14 protein-coding genes are annotated in these 18,454 nt (G+C 73.0%); 13 read left to right on the forward strand and 1 reads right to left on the reverse strand.

Annotated elements, in window-relative coordinates; genetic code table 11:
• The first annotated feature begins 28 nt into the window (after nucleotides 1-28).
• From V6U81_RS14120 to V6U81_RS14135, 4 genes are all read left to right on the forward strand, one after another.
• Complete coding sequence (locus tag V6U81_RS14120) at nucleotides 29-1,243, forward strand: acyl-CoA dehydrogenase family protein (RefSeq protein ID WP_334489178.1); 1,215 nt, start codon at nucleotides 29-31, stop codon at nucleotides 1,241-1,243.
• Nucleotides 1,240-1,875, forward strand: coding sequence for a TetR/AcrR family transcriptional regulator (locus V6U81_RS14125; protein ID WP_334489180.1), 636 nt, complete (start codon nucleotides 1,240-1,242; stop codon nucleotides 1,873-1,875). Before V6U81_RS14120 ends, V6U81_RS14125 begins: the two co-directional genes overlap by 4 nt.
• Before the next feature lie 230 nt (nucleotides 1,876-2,105).
• On the forward strand, nucleotides 2,106-3,557 hold the full coding sequence (locus tag V6U81_RS14130) for a cellulase family glycosylhydrolase (RefSeq protein WP_334489183.1): 1,452 nt from the start codon (nucleotides 2,106-2,108) through the stop codon (nucleotides 3,555-3,557).
• 423 nt (nucleotides 3,558-3,980) lie between these two features.
• Complete coding sequence (locus V6U81_RS14135) at nucleotides 3,981-4,925, forward strand: sugar phosphate isomerase/epimerase family protein (protein ID WP_334489186.1); 945 nt, start codon at nucleotides 3,981-3,983, stop codon at nucleotides 4,923-4,925.
• 97 nt (nucleotides 4,926-5,022) lie between these two features.
• Here V6U81_RS14135 and V6U81_RS14140 read toward each other — a convergent pair whose 3' ends face one another.
• Nucleotides 5,023-6,681, reverse strand: a complete 1,659-nt coding sequence (locus V6U81_RS14140) for an FAD-binding dehydrogenase (RefSeq protein WP_334489188.1) — start codon at nucleotides 6,679-6,681, stop codon at nucleotides 5,023-5,025.
• 93 nt (nucleotides 6,682-6,774) lie between these two features.
• Between V6U81_RS14140 and V6U81_RS14145 the strand changes: the two genes are divergently transcribed.
• From V6U81_RS14145 to V6U81_RS14185, 9 genes are all read left to right on the forward strand, one after another.
• Nucleotides 6,775-7,971 carry a PucR family transcriptional regulator gene (locus V6U81_RS14145; protein ID WP_334489190.1) on the forward strand — a complete coding sequence of 399 codons (1,197 nt, stop codon included), beginning with the start codon at nucleotides 6,775-6,777 and terminating at the stop codon, nucleotides 7,969-7,971.
• A gap of 126 nt (nucleotides 7,972-8,097) precedes the next feature.
• Nucleotides 8,098-9,660, forward strand: a complete 1,563-nt coding sequence (locus V6U81_RS14150; protein WP_334489192.1) for a Na+/H+ antiporter — start codon at nucleotides 8,098-8,100, stop codon at nucleotides 9,658-9,660.
• Between the two features lie 283 nt (nucleotides 9,661-9,943).
• Nucleotides 9,944-10,945 carry a LacI family DNA-binding transcriptional regulator gene (locus V6U81_RS14155; RefSeq protein WP_334489195.1) on the forward strand — a complete coding sequence of 334 codons (1,002 nt, stop codon included), beginning with the start codon at nucleotides 9,944-9,946 and terminating at the stop codon, nucleotides 10,943-10,945.
• Nucleotides 10,946-11,056: 111 nt separating this feature from the next.
• Nucleotides 11,057-12,730, forward strand: a complete 1,674-nt coding sequence (locus tag V6U81_RS14160) for an ABC transporter substrate-binding protein (RefSeq protein WP_334489199.1) — start codon at nucleotides 11,057-11,059, stop codon at nucleotides 12,728-12,730.
• A gap of 83 nt (nucleotides 12,731-12,813) precedes the next feature.
• Nucleotides 12,814-13,869, forward strand: a complete 1,056-nt coding sequence (locus V6U81_RS14165) for an ABC transporter ATP-binding protein (RefSeq protein ID WP_334489201.1) — start codon at nucleotides 12,814-12,816, stop codon at nucleotides 13,867-13,869.
• A 55-nt stretch (nucleotides 13,870-13,924) separates the two neighbouring features.
• Entirely contained in the window at nucleotides 13,925-14,905 is a 981-nt protein-coding gene (locus V6U81_RS14170) for an ABC transporter permease (protein WP_334489204.1), read from the forward strand.
• A gap of 4 nt (nucleotides 14,906-14,909) precedes the next feature.
• Entirely contained in the window at nucleotides 14,910-15,956 is a 1,047-nt protein-coding gene (locus V6U81_RS14175) for an ABC transporter permease (protein ID WP_334489206.1), read from the forward strand.
• Nucleotides 15,953-16,960 carry an ABC transporter ATP-binding protein gene (locus tag V6U81_RS14180; protein ID WP_334489208.1) on the forward strand — a complete coding sequence of 336 codons (1,008 nt, stop codon included), beginning with the start codon at nucleotides 15,953-15,955 and terminating at the stop codon, nucleotides 16,958-16,960. The genes V6U81_RS14175 and V6U81_RS14180 overlap by 4 nt, the downstream gene beginning before the upstream one ends.
• Before the next feature lie 50 nt (nucleotides 16,961-17,010).
• Nucleotides 17,011-18,423, forward strand: coding sequence for a GH1 family beta-glucosidase (locus V6U81_RS14185; RefSeq protein ID WP_334489210.1), 1,413 nt, complete (start codon nucleotides 17,011-17,013; stop codon nucleotides 18,421-18,423).
• Nucleotides 18,424-18,454: the final 31 nt, after the last annotated feature.

Genomic DNA, 18,454 nt, shown 5'->3' on the forward strand with positions numbered 1-18,454 from the left:
CGACCGGCCCGTCAATGGGGAGGCAGCCATGGACTTCGAACCGACCGCCAAGGCCACCGAGCACCTGAAGCGGCTCCAGGAGTTCATGGACGAGCACGTCTACCCGGCCGAGCCGGTCTACGCCGCCCAGCGCGCCGAGCTCACCGCCGCCGGCCACCGCCACCAGCTCCCCGCCGTGGTCGAGGAACTCAAGGCCGAGGCCCGCCGCCGGGGGCTGTGGAACCTCTTCCTGCCCGCGATCTCCGGGCTGTCCAACCTGGAGTACGCCCCGCTGGCCGAGCTGACCGGCCGGTCCATCGAGCTCGCCCCCGAGGCGATCAACTGCGCGGCACCGGACACCGGCAACATGGAGATCCTGCACATGTTCGGCACCCCGGAGCACCAGGAGCGCTGGCTGCGCCCGCTGCTCGACGGGGAGATCCGCTCGGCGTTCGCGATGACCGAGCCGGACGTCGCCTCCAGCGACGCCACCAACATCTCCACCCGGATCGAACGCGACGGCGACTCGTACGTCATCAACGGCCGCAAGTGGTGGACCACCGGCATCGCCGACCCGCGCTGCCGGATCATGATCGTGATGGGCAAGACCGATCCCACGGCCGACACCCACCGGCAGCAGTCGATGATCCTGGTGCCGGTGGACACCCCCGGCGTCGAGGTGGTGCGCTCGCTGCCCGTCTTCGGCTACCACGACCAGCACGGCCACGGTGAGGTCGTGTTCACCGACGTCCGGGTGCCGGCGTCGCACCTGCTCGGCGAGGAGGGCGGCGGGTTCGCCCTCGCCCAGGCCCGGCTCGGCCCCGGCCGCATCCACCACTGCATGCGCGCCATCGGGCTGGCCGAGCGGGCGCTGAGCCTGATGGTGCACCGCGCCACCACCCGGGTCGCCTTCGGTCAGGAACTGGCCCGGCAGGGCGTGGTGCAGCAGCAGATCGCCGAGTCGCGGATGGCCATCGAGCAGGCCCGGTTGCTCACCCTCAAGGCGGCCTGGATGATCGACCGGTACGGCGCCAAGGCCGCCCGGACCGAGATCGCCGCGATCAAGGTGATCGCGCCCCGGGTGGCGCTGGAGGTCCTCGACCGGGCCATCCAGGTGCACGGTGGAGCCGGCGTCTCCGACGACGTTCCCCTGGCCTCGATGTACGCCGGCGCCCGTACCCTGCGCATCGCCGACGGCCCGGACGAGGTGCACGTCCGCGACGTGGCCCGCCGCGAGATCCGCCGACAGCTGGAGTCGCGGTGACCGTGGCGGCCACCGGCCGGCGACGGGCGCCGCGCGGCTCCGCCCGGCAGAGCATCGTCGCCGCCGCGACCGAGCTGTTCGCCCGCCGCGGCTACGAGGCGACCAGCGTGCAGGAGATCGTCGCGGCGGCGGAGGTCACCAAGGGCGCCCTGTACCACTGGTTCGGGTCGAAGTCGGAGCTGCTCACCAGCATCTACCGGGAGCTGCTCGCCGAGCAGACCGCCCGGCTGCGGGCGATCGCCGACGGTCCCGGGCCGGTCGAGGAGCGGCTGCGCGACGCGGCCCTCGACGTGGTGACGCACACCGCGGCGCACCTCGCCGAGCTGACCGTATGGGCGCGGTCGGCGCACCTGCTCGACGACGAGCAGGCCGAGGCGACCCGCCGGGAACGGCGCCGCTACCACGACCTGTTTCGTGACCTGGTACGCGAGGGGCAGGCCACCGGCGCGGTCCGCGCCGACGTCTCCGCCACGGTGATCACCCATGCCTTCCTCAGCGCCCTGGGCAACACCCACACCTGGTTCCACCCGGACGGGCCGCTGACCTTCGAGGAGGTCGGCCGGCAGTTGGTGGCCCTCTTCGTCGGCGGCCTGCGCGCCCCCGACGGCCCCGCCGACGGCGGCCACGCCTGAGCGTCGCCAACTTCCCCCGGGGCCATCCAGGCATCGACGTGTTGCGAAGAGGTTAACCACGCTCTAGCCTCTGTGGGAGCGCTCCCGAATCTCGACCGGACGTCGACGGCGAGGTCGCGACCGCCCGCGGGCGCCGTACGGATCAGTGGCGAGGGATGGGCACCACCCCACGTGATCCAGCGACGCGGGTGCGACCACCCCCAGCCACCCGCGGAGAATGAGACGGTCCCATGACGAAGATCCCCCGCCCGGCGCGGCGGCACCTGCTCGCGGTCACCGCCGCCGCCCTCACCCTCGGCGCCTCGGCGCTCCTGCCGCTCGCGAACGCCTCGGCGGCGACCGGCTGCACCGTCGGATGGTCCACCAGTTCCTGGACGGGTGGGTTCACCGCCAACATCACCATCACCAACCTCGGGGATGCGGTCACCGGCTGGACCCTCGGCTTCCGCTTCCCCGACGCCGGCCAGCGGGTCGGCCAGGGCTGGTCCGCGACGTACCAGCAGAGTGGTCAGGACGTCACCGCGCGCAACGTGGACTACAACGGCTCACTGGCCACCGGCGCCAGCACCACGATCGGCTTCACCGGCACCTGGACCACCGCCAACCCGGCGCCCACCTCGTTCACCCTCAACGGGACGACCTGCACCGGCGGCACGACGCCGACGACGCCACCCCCGAGCACCACTCCCCCGACCACTCCACCGCCCACCACGCCGCCGCCCACCACCCCGCCGCCGACCGGTACGACGCCGGTGGCGATCAACGGGCAGTTGCGGGTCTGCGGGGTCAACCTCTGCAACCAGTACGGCAGGCCCATCCAGCTACGCGGCATGAGCACCCACGGCCTGCAGTGGTTCGCCCAGTGCTACAACGACGCGTCGTTGGACGCGCTCGCCACGGACTGGCGCGCCGACCTGCTGCGGATCGCGATGTACGTGCAGGAGCAGGGCTACGAGACCGACCCCACGGGCTTCACCAACCGGGTGAACAGCCTCGTCGACGAGGCCGGCGAGCGGGGCATGTACGCCCTGATCGACTTCCACACGCTGACCCCGGGCGACCCGACGTACAACCTGGAGCGTGCCAAGACCTTCTTCGCCGCCGTGTCGGCCCGAAACGCCGGCAGGAACAACGTGATCTACGAGATCGCCAACGAGCCGAACGGCGTGAGCTGGCAGACCATCAAGAACTACGCCGAGCAGGTCATCCCGGTGATCCGCGCCAACGACCCGGACGCGGTGGTCGTCGTCGGCACCCGCGGCTGGTCCTCGCTCGGGGTGTCGGAGGGTGGCAACTCCACCGAGGTGATCAACAACCCGGTCAACGCCGGCAACGTCATGTACACGTTCCACTTCTACGCGGCCTCGCACAAGGACGCGTACCGGGCCGAGGTGGAGCGGGCCGCCGCCCGGCTGCCGCTCTTCGTCACCGAGTTCGGCACGGTCACGTACACCGGCGGCGGTGCGTTCGACAGCGCCAGCAGCACCGCCTGGCTGGACCTGCTGGACCGGCTGAAGATCAGCTACGCCAACTGGACGTACTCCGACGCCAACGAGAGCAGCGCCGCGTTCCGACCCGGCACCTGCTACGGCGGGACGTACGCCGGCACCGGCGTGCTGACCGAGTCCGGGAACTTCCTGCGCAACCGGATCCGCACCCCGGACACCTTCCCGACCAGCTGACCCCGGTCACCACCGCGGTGGCGCCCCGTCCCGGCCCCGGGACGGGGCGCCACCGCGTCCGGCTTCCTCGGTTCGAACTTTCGTCTCATTGAGAGAAAGTCGAGTCCGAACAGGCGAAAGGTATGGACGTATCGACGTGAAGCTTGTTAGCGTCGGCCGCGTGCCGACGTGTCGAGCCACCGGCACGGCACACCGGCCCTCGGCGGCCGGCAGGCCCTGACCGCACCGTCCACTCTCCACCACCCAGCTCCCTCACCCGTCGCCCGGCGCAGCCGCGACGCACCGCCGGCCCGCGGTCGCCGCGTCCCCGGCGACGGGCGGTTCCCCCACGCCCGGACACCGTCCGGAAGGGAGCCACCGCGCCGACCGGTACGGACCAGGTCGTCCTGATGCCCACCGCGTAGATCGACGGAAGGAGTCATCATGTGTTACGGATACGACGGGGCGGGCGCGCTACGCCAGTCCGTCATCGACCGACGCAGCGTGTTGCGCGGTTCCCTGGCCACGCTCGCCGGTGTCGGGCTCGCCTCGGGCCTCGGCGCGACCGGTGCCCAGGCGACCGCCCGTCCCACCGGGCAGCGGCACGTGCCCCCGGGCCTGATCAGCATTCAGCTGTGGACGATGCGCGACGCACTCTGGGGCGCGCCGGGGTACGACGCCACCCTCACCCACCTCGCCCAGATCGGCTATCCGCGCGTGGAGCTGGCGCTCGGATACTTCGGGCGTACCGCCGCGCAGCTGCGGCAGTTCCTGGACGGCATCGGCATCAAGCCGACGTCCAGCCACGACGGGATCAGCGGAGACGCCGCCGGCTTGGCGCAGAAGGTCGAGAACGCGGTCACCCTGGGCCAGTCGTTCATGGTGGTGCCGTACCTCAACTCGAACCGCGAGGACGACTGGAAGCGCTGGGCGGAACAGATGAACGTCGAGGCCGCCGCGGCGGCCGCGGCCGGCCTGCGCTACGGCTACCACAACCACGCCCACGAGTTCACCATCGACCTCGGCGGCGGCAAGCGCCCGTGGGACGTCCTGACCTCGGAGCTCGATCCCCGGCTCGTCCACCTGGAGATCGACCTCTACTGGGCCGTCACCGGCGGCATCAACTCCGGTGACGGGGTCGCCGACCCGGAGGGCTTCGCGATCGACGTCATCCGGTCCGCGCCGCAGCGGGTCCTGCAGTACCACGTCAAGGACCGGCACGAGGCGGACGGCGACATGGCCGACCTGGGCACCGGGATGATCGATTTCGCCCGGATCTTCCGGGCGCACCGGGTGCTCGAGTACATCGTCGAGAACGACACCCCCGACCTGACGCCCCAGCAGACCGCCGAGGTCGGCTACCGCTACCTGCGCAGGCTGCGGTACTGACCCGCGGGCCGCACCGCTGACCGGCACCGCGGCCCCGGTTCGCCGTGCGGACCCCGGTGCCGGACGGGCCCCGCGCGAGCGACCGCGCGGGACCCCTTCAGGCGACGGCCGCCGCCGCGGCCCGGCCGGCGGTCCGGCCGGAGAAGAGGCAGCCGCCGAGGAAGGTGCCCTCCAGGGCGTTGTAACCGTGCATGCCGCCGCCCCCGAAGCCGGCGACCTCCCCGGCGGCGTAGAGGCCGCCCAGCGGTTCGCCGTCGGGGCGCAGCACCCGGGCGTCCAGGTCGGTGTGCAGGCCACCGAGCGTCTTGCGGGTGAGCACGTGCAGCTGGACGGCGATCAGCGGGCCGGCGGCCGGGTCGAGCAGCCGGTGCGGCGGGGCGACCCGGATGAGCCGGTCGCCCCGGTAGCGGCGGGCGTCGCGGATGGCGTGCAGCTGGGCGTCCTTGCCGAACGGGTGGGCCAGCTCCCGGTCCCGGGCCTCGACGACCCGGCGCACCTCGGCGGCGTCGAGCTGCGGGCCGCCGGTGCCGGCCGCCAGCGTGTTCATCCCGTCGACCAGCTCCGGCAGGGTGGCGGCGACGACGAAGTCCGCCCCGTTTCGCTTGAACGCCTCGACCGGCGCGGGCGCGCCGGGGCGTACCCGGTGCAGGAGCTGCCGGACGCTGCGGTTGGTCAGGTCCGGGTTCTGCTCGGAGCCCGACAGCGCGAACTCCTTCTCGATGATCTTCTGAGTCAGCAGGAACCAGCTGTAGTCGTGGCCGGTGGCGCGCAGGTGGCGCAGGGTGGCCAGGGTGTCGAAGCCGGGGAACAGCGGCGCCGGCAGCCGCCGGCCGGTCGCGTCGAGCCAGAGCGACGACGGGCCGGGCAGAATCCGAATGCCGTGGCCGGGCCAGACCGGGTCCCAGTTGCGCAGCCCCTCGGTGTAGTGCCACATCCGGTCCGGGTTGATCACCTGACCGCCGGCCTCCTCGGTGATCGCCAGCATCCGACCGTCGACGTGCGCCGGCACCCCGGCGACCATCCGCGCCGGCGGCGTGCCGAGCCGCGCCGGCCAGGCCCGCCGGACCAGGTCGTGGTTGCCGCCGATGCCGCCGGAGGTGACGATCACCGCCTGCGCGCCGTAGGCGAAGTCGCCGACGACCACTCGCGAGCTGCTCACCCCGCGCGGCGCGTCGTCGGGTTCGAGAACCGCGCCGCGCACGCCGGTGACCACGCCGTCCGCGGTGACCAGCTCGTCGACCCGGTGCCGGAACAGCAGTCGTAACCGGCCGTCGGCGACGGCGGCGCGGACCCGGCGGGCGAACGGCTCGACCAGCCCCGGGCCGGTGCCCCAGGTGATGTGGAACCGGGGGACCGAGTTGCCGTGGCCGTGGGCCGCCCCGCCGCCGCGCTCGGCCCAGCTGACCACCGGGAAGACCCGGTGCCCCAGGCCGCGCAGCCAGGCCCGCTTCTCCCCCGCGGCGAAGTGCACGTACGCCTCGGCCCAGCGGCGCGGCCAGTGGTCCTCCGGCCGGTCGAAGGCGGCGCTGCCCGTCCAGTCCTGCCAGGCCAGCTCGACCGAGTCGCGGATGCCCATCCGCCGCTGCTCCGGTGAGTCGACCAGGAAGAGCCCGCCGAACGACCAGAAGGCCTGACCGCCCAGATTCTGCTCCGGCTCCTGGTCCAGCAGCAGCACCCGGCGGCCCGCGTCGGCCGCCTCGGCGGCGGCGACCAGCCCGGCCAGGCCGGCCCCCACGACGATGACATCGGTATCCATGGCACCGACGGTACGTACCGGCGTGCCAAAATCATCGGCGGCAGGGCGCAGGATTCGGCCCCGCTTTTGTAACCCGGATGACAAGGGAGCTGGATGTCCGACGCGTTCGTCGACCTCGAGCCCGGCCTCGCCGGGCTCGACCCGGCGGTCGGCGACCACGTCCGCGCCCTCCGCGCCGCCCTGCACGAGCGGATCCTCGGCACGGTCCGCGCCGCGATGCGGCAGCAGGGCCGGTCGCTGACCGGCGGGCAGGGCCGCGGCCTCGCCCTGGGCGTACGGACCGCCGTGGACACCTTCGTCGACGCGGTCGCCGGCCCCGGCCGGGACCTGGCCCCCACCCGGGCCGTCTTCCACGCCCTCGGCCGCACCGAGTACCGGGAGGGCCACCGGGTGGACGCGCTGCGCGCCGTGCTCACCCTCGGCGCCCGCGACCTCTGGGCCTTCCTGGTGGAGCACGCCACCGCGGCCGGCCCCGCCCCGGCCGACCTGTACGTCGTCGCCGGCGCGCTCTTCGGCTACGCCGACGTGCTGGCCGGCGCCGCCGCCGAGGGGTACCTCGACGAGCAGCGCGACGCCGCGCGGGACTGGGCGACCGCGCGGCGGCGCCTGATCACCCTGCTCGTGCAGCCCGAGCTGCCGGCCGACGGGGTGCGGCGGGCCGCCGCCGACGCCGCGCGCTGGCCGCTGCCCGCCACCGTCGCCGTGCTCAGCGTCGACGGCACCGACGCCGACCCGCTGGCCGGGGCCATCGGCGCCGGGGCGATCGCCACCGTGATCGACGACGCCGTGCGGATCGTGCTGCCCGAGCCATACACCCCCGGTCGCCTCGCCCGGGCCCGTCAGGTGCTGGCCGGCCGGCGGGCGGCGGTCGGGCCGGCCGTCGAGGTGGACCGGGCCCGGCTCTCCTACCGGCTGTCCCACCGGGCACTGGCGCTGACGCTGCGGGGTGTCCTGCCGGCCGGCGTCCCGGTCGACTGCGACCAGCACCTGGTCACCCTGCTCACCCGGTGGGAACCCGGCCTGGCCGACCACCTCGCCGACACCGTCCTCGCCCCGCTGGCCGACGTCCGGCCCGCCGCCCGGCAGGCCCTGGCCGCGACCCTGCACACCTGGCTGCGCCGGCAGGGTCAGGTGGTCGCGGTCGCCGACGAGCTGCACACCCACCCGCAGACCGTCCGGTACCGGATGCGCCGGCTCCGCGAGCTGTTCGGCGCGGCCCTGGACGACCCCGACGCCCGGCTCGCCCTGGAGATCGCGCTGCGCCACCGGCTGCCGGCCGCGGCGGGCTGACCCCCGGGCCAGATCACCGATTCCGCCGCCACGGTCGGCGACTTCGTACCAGCATGTCGGGTGACGCCCCGCACCGCGACGCCCGGCGCGGCCGCCGGGACAGCAGCCGGGAGGCGGGAGTACGCCGTGGAGGCACTGATCCTGATCGTGGTGCTGGCCGCCACGGTGCTGATCGGCACGACCATCGGCGGCCGGTACCGGGTCGCCCCGCCGGTGCTGCTGATCACGATGGGTGGCCTGCTCGCGCTGCTGCCGCCGTTCTCGCACGTGGTCCTCGAACCCGAGGTGGTGCTGCTGCTCTTCCTGCCGGCCGTGCTCTACCGGGAGAGCCTGGTCATCAGCCTCCGGGAGATCCGCGCCAACAAGCTGGTGATCGCCTCCCTGTCGGTGGCGCTGGTCGGGGTGACCATGGTCGGGGTCGCCCTGGTCGCGCAGGGCCTGGGCCTCGATCCGGCGGCCGCCTGGGTGCTGGGGGCGGTGCTGGCGCCGACCGACGCCGCCGCGGTGGCCGGTCTGGCCAAGCGGATGCCCCGGCGCATCCTGACCACCCTGCGCGCGGAGAGCCTGGTCAACGACGGCACCGCGCTGGTGCTCTTCTCGGTCGCCGTCGGCCTGATCGTCGGCGGCACCACGCCCGGGCCGCTCGGGTTCCTCGGTCGCTTCGTCGCGTCGGCGGCCGGTGGGGTCGGTGCCGGCCTGGCGGTCAGCCTGGTGGTGGTGCTGATCCGCAAGCGCATCGACGACCCGATGCGGGAGGGCGCGCTGAGCGTCCTCACCCCGTTCACCGCGTTCCTGCTCGCCGAGGTCGTGCACGCCAGCGGGGTGCTCGCGGTCGTGGTCGCCGGACTGGTCCTCTCCTACGCCGGTCCCCGGGTCATCCGGGCCCGCTCCCGGGTGATCGCGTACGCCTTCTGGGATCTGTCCACCTTCCTGGTCAACGGGTCGCTCTTCGTGCTGCTCGGGATGCAGATCCCCCGGGCGGTGCAGAGCGTCACCGGCAGGTCGGTGACCCAGGCGATCACCATTGCGCTGGCGGTGACCGCGGTGGTGATGGTGATCCGGCTGGTCTGGTTGCAGCTCTTCTCGTACGGCCTGCCGGTCGTCCGGCGGGGCCCGGCGGTGGACCGGCGGGTGCGGCTGGCGGCGGGCTGGGCCGGCTTCCGGGGCGCGGTGTCGCTGGCCGCCGCCCTCGCCGTGCCGATGACCACCAGGGCCGGCGAGCCGGTACGTGGCCGCGACCTGATCATCTTCTGCACCGCGGTGGTGATCGTGTCGACCATCCTGATCCAGGGCACCACGCTGCCGGCCGTCGCCGAGTGGGCCGGGCTACGGGGCGACCGGGAGCGCGGCGACGAGGTACGGCAGGCCCGGCTGAAGGCCACCGAGGCCGGCCTGACCGCGTTGCCGCAGGTGGCGACGGATCTCGGGGTGACCCCCGACGCGGTGGAGCGGCTGCGCGCCGACTACCAGCGGCACCTCGACGAGTCGGCCGCCGCCGGCCGGGGCGAGGAGGCCGACCGGGTGCGCGAGCTGGACCGCCGGCTGCGGCTCGGCGTCCTGGAGCACAAGCGCCGCGAGGTCACCCGGCTGCGGGACAGCAACGAGATCGACGACAGCGTGCAGCGGGAGGTGCAGGCCGCGCTGGACATCGAGGAGCTCCGGCTGCTCGGGCCGGAGACCGAGGTGTAGGTCGACGGAGCCTGCCGGGCGCCGACCGGCGGACCGCAGAACCCGCCGCCGCCTCCGGTCCGGGTGAGCCGGACGCATCGAGCCAGGTCGGTGCCGGTGCGGGTAGGCCGCGACCCGGCCATCGACACCGGTAATGCCGTTCGTACTTTTTTAAATTCTTGAAGTTAGCCATGTTTCGTTACCTGGCCGTTATTGACGTGACCCTCGCCACTCGGATTGACTGCGACGGAACCGCTTCCGAAACCGGTTCCGTCCCCTCCCCCCGCGCTCCCGGGAGCCTCCCGTGCCGATCACCATCGCCGATGTCGCCGCCCGGGCGGGCGTGAGCAAGACGACGGTCTCGCGGGTGCTCAACGGCAGGGGCGAGCTGGACGGGGCCACCGCGGCCCGGGTCCGGGCCGTGATCACCGAACTGGGCTACGTGCCGAGTGCCCGGGCGGTCGGACTGGCCCGGGGCCGGACCCGGGTCGTCGGCATGCTGGTCCCCTCACTCACCTGGCCGTGGGTGGGCGAGGTCCTCCAGGGCGCCGCCGACGTGGTCGAGACCGAGGGGTACGGCCTGCTGCTGTCCACCTGCGACCGGGGCGACGAGTCGATGCGGCGGTTCGCCTCCCAGGTCTCCGCGAAGTCCTTCGACGGCCTACTGGTCGTCGAGCCCGAGGGCACGTTGGACTACCTCACCACCCTGCACCGGCGGGGGCTGCCGGTCATCCTGATCGACGACCGCGGCCACCAGCCCGGCTTCCCCTCCGTACGCACCACCAACGCCGACGGCGCCCGGGCCGCCGCCACCCATCTGCTGGCGCTCGGCCGGCGGCGCCCCCTGGTGGTGACCGGGCTGCGACGATTCGGGTGCACCCGGGACCGGTTGGCCGGCTTCGCCGACGGCTACGCCGACGCCGGCCTGCCGATCGACCCCGACCTGGTGGTGGAGGGCGACTTCACCGTCGAGTGCGGACGGGCGGCGGTGCAGCGGCTGCTCGCCGCCGGCGTGCCGTTCGACGCCGTCTTCGCCCACAACGACCTCTCCGCCGCCGGGGCGCTGCACGCCCTGCGCGACGCCGGCCGCGAGGTCCCGGCCGACGTGGCGGTCGTCGGCTTCGACGACCTGCCGCTGGCCCGGCACACCCACCCGCCGCTGACCTCCGTCCGGCAACCGCTGCGGGAGATGGGCGCGGCCGCCGCCCGCGCCCTGATCGCCCACTTCGACGGCACGCCGCTGCCCGACCACCCGACCGTCATCCCGACCTCCTTCACCGTCCGGGGCTCGACGACGAGCGCCTGACCCCCACTCACCCACCCAGCACGCCGGTCGCGGACGGCCGGTGGCGACACCGCACACCCTCCACCCACCACCACTCCGCTCCCGGGCACGGGAGCACCGAGGGAGACCACCATGAGAAGACGACAGTTCGTCGCCGTCGCGCTGGCCGGCGCGCTGACCCTCGCCGGCTGCGGTGAGACCGCGAACACCAAGGCCCGGGACGCCAAGGGCGGCGCGACGGTGCTCAACGTCGGCATGCCCAACGGCCCACAGACCGAGAACCACAACCCGTTCCTGACCACCTCGTCGGCGTCGTCCCTGGGCTACCGGTGGCAGATCTACGAGCCGCTGATGATGTGGAACCCGGTCAAGCCGGCCCAGCCGTTCAAGCCGTGGCTGGCGACCAAGGCGACGTGGAACAGCGACTACACCTCGGTGACCGTGACCGTCCGCGACAACGCCACCTGGTCCGACGGGAAGCCGGTCACGGCCGCCGACGTCGCCTTCAGCTACAACCTGGTCAAGGCCAACGAGGGTCTGAACCAGTACGCGACGCCGTACAAGTCGGTGTCGAGCAGCGGCAACGACGTGACCCTCACCTTCGACTCGCCGCAGTTCGTCAACCAGCAGAAGGTGCTGGCCATGGTGCCGATCGTGCCGCAGCACGTCTGGTCGGCGATCAAGGACCCGACCACCGACATCAACAAGAACCCGGTCGGCAGCGGCCCGTACACGCTGAAGTCGTTCACCCCGCAGACCACCACCCTGTCGGTGCGCACCGGCGGGTACTGGCAGGACCTGCCGAAGGTCAAGGAACTGCGCTACACGTCCTACACCGACAACAACGCGCAGACCACCGCGCTGGCGAACGGCGAGTCGGAGTGGAGCTTCGTCTTCATCCCGAACGTCCAGACCGTCTTCGTCGGCAAGGACCCGGCGAACCACAAGGTGTGGGCGCCGCCGGTGCTCGGCATCCACGGTCTCTACGTCAACACCACCAAGAAGCCGTTCGACAACCCGGCGCTGCGCCGGGCGATGAACCTGGTGATCAACCGGGAGGACATCTTCAACCAGGCCGAGGCGGGCTACTTCCACCCCCTGGTGCGCAGCGTGACCGGCCTGCCCAGCCCGGCCGGGGACGCCTACATCTCCGCCGAGTACCGGGGCCAGGAGCACAAGGTCGACGTCGACGCGGCCAAGAAGCTGCTCACCGACGCCGGCTTCCGCTACTCCGGCAGCACGCTGCTGGACCCGACCGGCAAGCCGGTCAAGCTCACCCTCACCGACCCGGCCGGCTGGTCGGACTACCAGACCAGCCTGGAGATCGTGCGGGACAACCTGTCCAAGATCGGCATCACGGCCACCGTGGACAAGGCCAACCAGGACGCCTGGTTCCGCAACGTCGAGGAAGGCAAGTTCGACGCGACCTTCCGCTGGACCAACGGCGGCGCCACCCCGTACGACATCTACCAGACGGTGATGGACGGCCGGCTGCTCAAGCCGATCGGCAAGGCCTCCCCGGCCGGCAACTTCGGCCGCTTCGACAACCGGGAAGCCACCGCGGCGCTGGCCGCGTACGCCAACGCCACCGACGACACGGCGCGGACCGCGGCGCTGGCCACGCTCCAGAAGGTCTTCGTGGAGCAGGCCCCGATGATCCCGGTCGGCGCGGACAACGTCGGCGCGGCCTACAGCACCAAGAACTGGACCGGCTGGCCGGACGACGCCGACGCCTACGGCGCGGCCCAGCCCACCCAGCCGAACGCGGTCGACGTCGTGCTGCACCTCAAGCCGGCCGGTTCCTGACCTCCGACGTCCGGGCGGCGGCGGTCCCGCCGCCCGGACCCCGGCGGACGCTCACCCCCTCTCCGAGCAGACAGGAAACCGGCATGACGACCACCACCACGGACGCCCCGGCCGTCCGCGAGGAGGTGCTGGAGGCGGTCGGCCTGACCAAGCACTTCCCCGTCCGCAGGCGGCTGCGTGGCCTGTTCTCCCGCACCACACCGGCCGTGCACGCGGTCGACGACGTCGACCTCACCCTGCGCCGCGGCCGGGTCACCGCCCTGGTCGGCGAGTCCGGCTCCGGCAAGTCGACGGTCGCCCGACTGCTCGCGCAGCTCTACCCCCGCACCGCCGGCACCGTCCGGCTGCGCGGCGAGCCGATCACCGTCCGCGGCGGCCGGCCCTTCCGGGCGTACGCCCGGCGGGTGCAGCTGATCTTCCAGGACCCGTTCGCCTCGCTGAACCCGGTGCACACCGTGCGCTACCACCTGACCCGGGCGCTGCGCATCCACGGCAACGCCGGGCGTACCCCGGCCGAACGGGACGCGGCGCTGGCCGACCTGCTCGGCCGGGTCGCGCTCACCCCGGCCGAGCGTTACCTGGACAAGTTCCCGCACGAGCTCTCCGGCGGGCAGCGGCAGCGGGTGGCCATCGCCCGGGCGCTCGGCGCCGACCCGGACGTGCTGCTCGCCGACGAGCCGGTCTCGATGCTCGACGTCTCCATCCGGCTCGGCGTGCTGAACCTGCTCCGCGACCTCAAGGAACGCTTCCACCTGGCCATCCTCTACATCACCCACGACATCGCCTCGGCCCGCTACTTCGCCGACGAGACCCTGGTGATGTACGCCGGCCGGCTGGTCGAGGGGGGCGACAGCGAGACCGTCACCCAGCGGCCGGCCCATCCGTACACCCAGCTGTTGATCGATTCGGCGCCCGACCCGGACCGGATCACCGGCGACGCGGCGCCCGACGAGCGGGACCGCGGCGACGGGGAGCCACCCAGCCTGATCCGGCCACCGGCCGGCTGCCGGTTCCACCCGCGCTGCCCGGCGGCGATGCCCCGGTGCGCCACCGACCTGCCGCCGCGCCTCGACGTCGGCGACCGGCCCGGCCACTGGGCCGCCTGCTGGCTCTACGACCCGGCGGAGGGAACGCCGTGAGCGGGAGGAGTGAGCCGGGTTTGCGAGCCCCGCAGCCGCGAGCCGAGGAGGCACCGTGACCTACCTGTTGCGCCGGCTGGCGTTCTATCTGTTCACCGCGTGGGCGGCGCTGACCATCAACTTCTTCATCCCCCGGATGATCCCCGGCGACCCGGTGAAGTCGCTGATCTCCCGCTACCAGGGCCAGCTCAGCACCGACGCGATCCGCTCGCTCTACGTGCTGTTCGGCATCGACTCCGACGACAGCATCTGGGAACAGTACGTCGACTACTGGCAGCAGCTCCTGCACGGCGACCTGGGGCTGTCGTTCACCGCGTTCCCGGCGCCGGTGTCCGAGGTGATCAGCGACGCCCTGCCCTGGACGCTCGCCCTGGTCGGCATCACCACCATGGTCAGCTTCGCCCTCGGCACCGGCCTCGGGGTCCTCGCCGGCTGGCGGCGCGGCTCCTGGCTGGACGGACTGCTGCCGGCCACCACCTTCCTCTCCTCGGTGCCGTACTTCTGGCTGGGGCTCGTCGCGATCGCCGTGCTGGCCGGACCGGGCAGCTTCTTCCCCTCCTCCGGCGGCTACGAGCCCGGCCTGGTCCCGGCCCTGGACACCATCTTCCTGGGCAGCGCGGTACGACACAGCCTGCTGCCCGCCGCGACGATCCTGATCTCGTCGATGAGCGGCTGGATGCTCAGCATGCGCAACATGATGGTCACCGTCGCCGCCGAGGACTACATCACCGTGGCGCACGCCAAGGGACTGCCGGAACGCCGGGTGGCCTGGAACTACGCCGCCCGCAACGCGCTGCTGCCGAACGTCGCCGGCTTCGCGCTCTCGCTCGGCTTCATCGTCGGCGGCACCCTGCTGGTGGAGATCGTCTTCTCCTATCCGGGGCTCGGCTTCCTGCTCTTCCGGGCGGTCAGCGCCAAGGACTACCCGCTGATGCAGGGCATCTTCCTGGTGATCACGCTCTCCGTGCTGGTGGCGAACCTGCTCGCCGACGTGGCGTACCTGGCGCTGGACCCGCGTACCCGGAAGGAGGGCTGAGGCGATGAGCATTCCCACCTCCAGCATCGAACAGGTCATCCCGAAGCAGGGGGCGATGGCCCAGCCGTCCGCCGCCGCCCGGCGCCGCCGCTGGCGCTTCGTCGCGAACGGCAAGGCCGGGACCGGGCTGGCGGTCGTCGGCGGGTACGTGCTGCTCGCGGTGATCGGCCCGTGGATCGCCCCGTACGACCCGGACGCCCGCAGCGCCGAGCTGCTCCAGCCGCCGTCGGCGCAGCACTGGTTCGGCACCACCCACCTCGGCCAGGACGTGTTCAGCCAGGTGCTGGTCGGCACCCGGGGGGTGATGCTGGTCGGCCTGACCGCCGGGCTGGTGGCCACCGTGCTGTCGGTCCTGGTCGGGGTGACCGCCGGCTACCTCGGCGGGCTGGCCGACGACGGGCTCTCCGCCCTGTCCAACGTGTTCCTGGTGATCCCGGCGCTGCCACTGATCATCATCGTCACGTCCACCGTCACGGAAGCCGGCGACCTGGTCGTCGCGCTGGTCATCGGGTTGACCTCGTGGGCCTGGGGCGCCCGGGTGCTACGCGCGCAGACGCTGTCGCTGCGCCGGCGCGACTACGTCGAGGCGGCCCGGGCCACCGGGGAGAGCACCTGGCGGATCATCGTCTTCGAGATCCTGCCGAACCTGACCGCGATCATCGCCTCCGGCTTCGTCGGCACGGTCATCTTCGCGGTGCTGTCGGAGATCACCCTGGCCTTCATCGGCATCTCGTCGGTCTCCTCGTGGAACTGGGGCACCATCCTGTTCTGGGCGCAGAGCCAGCAGGCCCTGGCGCAGGGCGCCTGGTGGTGGTTCGTGCCGGCCGGGCTGGCCATCGCGCTGCTCGGCACCGCCCTCGCGCTGATCAACTTCGGCATCGACGAGTTCGTCAGCCCCCGGTTGCGCAGCGGCGGCCGGTCCCGGGTCCGCACCGCCGACGGGCGCCTCGTGCGGATGCGGGTCGGCTTCACCCCGGTACTGGCCCGGCCCACGCCACCGCCGCGGCGCGCCGAGCCCGCCACCGCAGCGCAGAGGGAGGGGATCCGATGAGCGAGCCGGTGCTGGAGATCAGGAAGCTGAGCGTCGACTACGGGCTCGGCGACGAGGCGGTGCACGCCGTCCGGGAGGTGGACCTCACCCTGCACCGGGGCGAGGTGCTGGGGCTGGCCGGGGAGAGCGGCAGCGGCAAGTCCACCCTGGCGTACGGGCTGACCCGGCTGCTCCCCCCGCCCGGGGTGGTCAGCGGCGGCGAGGTGGTCTATCACCCGGTCGACGGGCCGCCGGTGGACGTGCTGTCGCTCTCCCCGGCGCGGCTGCGGGCGTTCCGCTGGGCGGAGACCTCCATCGTGTTCCAGGGCGCGATGAACTCGCTCAACCCGGTGCACAAGGTCTCCACCCAACTGCTCGACGTGATCCGGGCGCACGAGCCGGGGACCACCCGGGCGGCCCGGCTGGCCCGGGCCCGCGACCTGCTCCGACTGGTCGGCATCGCCGCCGACCGGCTCGACAGCTACCCGCACCAGCTCTCCGGCGGGATGCGGCAACGGGTCATGATCGCCATGGCGCTGGCTCTGGAGCCGCAGATCGTCATCATGGACGAACCCACCACCGCGCTGGACGTGGTGATGCAGCGGCAGATCCTCGGCCAGCTCGCCGAGCTGCGCCAGCGGCTCGGCTTCGCGGTCCTGTTCATCACCCACGACCTGTCGCTGCTGGTGGAGTTCTCGGACCGGATCGCCATCATGTACGGCGGCCGGATCGTCGAAGAGGCGCCCGCCGCGCAGCTGTACCGGCACGCCCTGCACCCGTACACCGACGGGCTGCTGCACTCCTTCCCGGCGCTGCGCGGGCCGCGCCGGGAGCTGACCGGCATTCCCGGCTCCCCGCCGGACCTGCGCGCCATGCCCACCGGGTGCGCGTTCCACCCGCGCTGCCCCCGGGCATTCACCCCCTGCGACAGCCAGCTACCCCCGCTCGGCGCGCCCGCCGACGACGACCGGGCGCGTGCCGTCGCCTGCTGGCTGCATCCGACGGCCGAGGCGGTCCCCCGGTGACCCGGCCCGACCCGGCCCCGACCGATCCACCCGCTACCGCGAGGAGAACCATGGACACCGACCTCACCCGTCCGGCGACGACCGGTCAGGCCGACCCGATCGACACCCTCCCGCCGAGCTTCCGCTGGGGCGTGGCGACCTCGTCGTACCAGATCGAGGGCGCGGTGGCCGAGGACGGCCGGACACCGTCCATCTGGGACACCTTCTGCCGGGTCCCCGGCGCGGTGGCGAACGGCGACACCGGCGACGCCGCGTGCGACCACTACCACCGGATGCCGCAGGACGTCGCGCTCATCGCCGACCTGGGGCTGGACACGTACCGCTTCTCGGTGGCCTGGCCGCGGGTGCAGCCGGGCGGGCGCGGCCCGGCCAACCGGGCCGGCCTGGCCTTCTACGACCGGCTGGTCGACGAGCTGCTCGGCCGGGGGGTCGACCCGTGGGTGACCCTCTACCACTGGGACCTGCCGCAGGAGCTGGAGGACGCCGGCGGCTGGCCGGCCCGGGACACCGCGTACCGGTTCGCCGACTACGCCGAGCTGGTCTTCGACGCCCTCGGCGACCGGGTGGACACCTGGACCACGCTGAACGAGCCGTGGTGCTCGGCGATGCTCGGCTACGCCTACGGGGCGCACGCCCCCGGCCGGCGGGATCTGGGCGACGCCGTCGCCGCCGCGCACCACCTGCTGCTCGGGCACGGGCTGGCCGTCCAGCGGCTGCGGGCGGCGGCCACCCGGCCGGTGGAGCTGGGCATCACCGTCAACCTGGCCACCGCGGACCCGGCCACCGACAGCCCGGCGGACCGGGACGCCGCGCGGGCGGCGGACGGGCTGGGCAACCGGCTCTACCTGGACCCGCTGATCCACGGCCACTACCCCGACGACGTACTGGCCGACCTGGCCCGCGAGGGGGTACGGGTGCCCGTGGAGGAGGGCGACCTGGCGGTGATCTCCGCCCCGATCGACGTGCTGGGCGTCAACTTCTACTTCGGGCAGCTCTTCTCCGGGGTGGACGAGCAGGGGCGGGACCGGGACGACGCGGGCCGGCCGGTGCAGCGGGTCGTCCGGCGGGACCTGCCGCGCACCGCGATGGACTGGGAGATCGTCCCGGAGTCCTTCACCGAGCTGCTGGTCCGGCTGGGTCGGGACTACCCGGGCGTGCCGCTGGTGATCACCGAGAACGGCGCGGCGTTCGACGACCGGCCGGACGCGGACGGCTTCGTGGCCGACGACGACCGGGTGCAGTACCTGGCCGAGCACCTGCGCGCGGTGGCCCGGGCCCGGCTGGCCGGGGCGGACGTGCGGGGCTACTTCGCCTGGTCCCTGCTGGACAACTTCGAGTGGGCGTACGGCTACGACAAGCGCTTCGGCATCGTCCGGGTCGACTACGACACCCAGCGGCGCACTCCGAAGCGCAGTGCGCTCTGGTACCGCGACACGGTCCGGCGGGTCCGCGGCGAGCAGTGACCGGTCGGGCGGCAGGCCGTCCGGGACGTCC

This window comes from Micromonospora lacuserhaii (assembly GCF_036902735.1).
In the GTDB taxonomy this organism is placed as follows: Bacteria; Actinomycetota; Actinomycetes; order Mycobacteriales; family Micromonosporaceae; genus Micromonospora.

Coding starts and splice junctions, on each gene's coding strand:
- V6U81_RS14140 (WP_334489188.1), bottom strand. CDS start 6,681: ATGGATACCGATGTCATCGTCGTGGGGGCCGGCCTGGCCGGGCTGGTC.
- V6U81_RS14175 (WP_334489206.1), top strand. CDS start 14,910: ATGAGCATTCCCACCTCCAGCATCGAACAGGTCATCCCGAAGCAGGGG.
- V6U81_RS14145 (WP_334489190.1), top strand. CDS start 6,775: ATGTCCGACGCGTTCGTCGACCTCGAGCCCGGCCTCGCCGGGCTCGAC.
- V6U81_RS14120 (WP_334489178.1), top strand. CDS start 29: ATGGACTTCGAACCGACCGCCAAGGCCACCGAGCACCTGAAGCGGCTC.
- V6U81_RS14185 (WP_334489210.1), top strand. CDS start 17,011: ATGGACACCGACCTCACCCGTCCGGCGACGACCGGTCAGGCCGACCCG.
- V6U81_RS14135 (WP_334489186.1), top strand. CDS start 3,981: ATGTGTTACGGATACGACGGGGCGGGCGCGCTACGCCAGTCCGTCATC.
- V6U81_RS14180 (WP_334489208.1), top strand. CDS start 15,953: ATGAGCGAGCCGGTGCTGGAGATCAGGAAGCTGAGCGTCGACTACGGG.
- V6U81_RS14165 (WP_334489201.1), top strand. CDS start 12,814: ATGACGACCACCACCACGGACGCCCCGGCCGTCCGCGAGGAGGTGCTG.
- V6U81_RS14130 (WP_334489183.1), top strand. CDS start 2,106: ATGACGAAGATCCCCCGCCCGGCGCGGCGGCACCTGCTCGCGGTCACC.
- V6U81_RS14160 (WP_334489199.1), top strand. CDS start 11,057: ATGAGAAGACGACAGTTCGTCGCCGTCGCGCTGGCCGGCGCGCTGACC.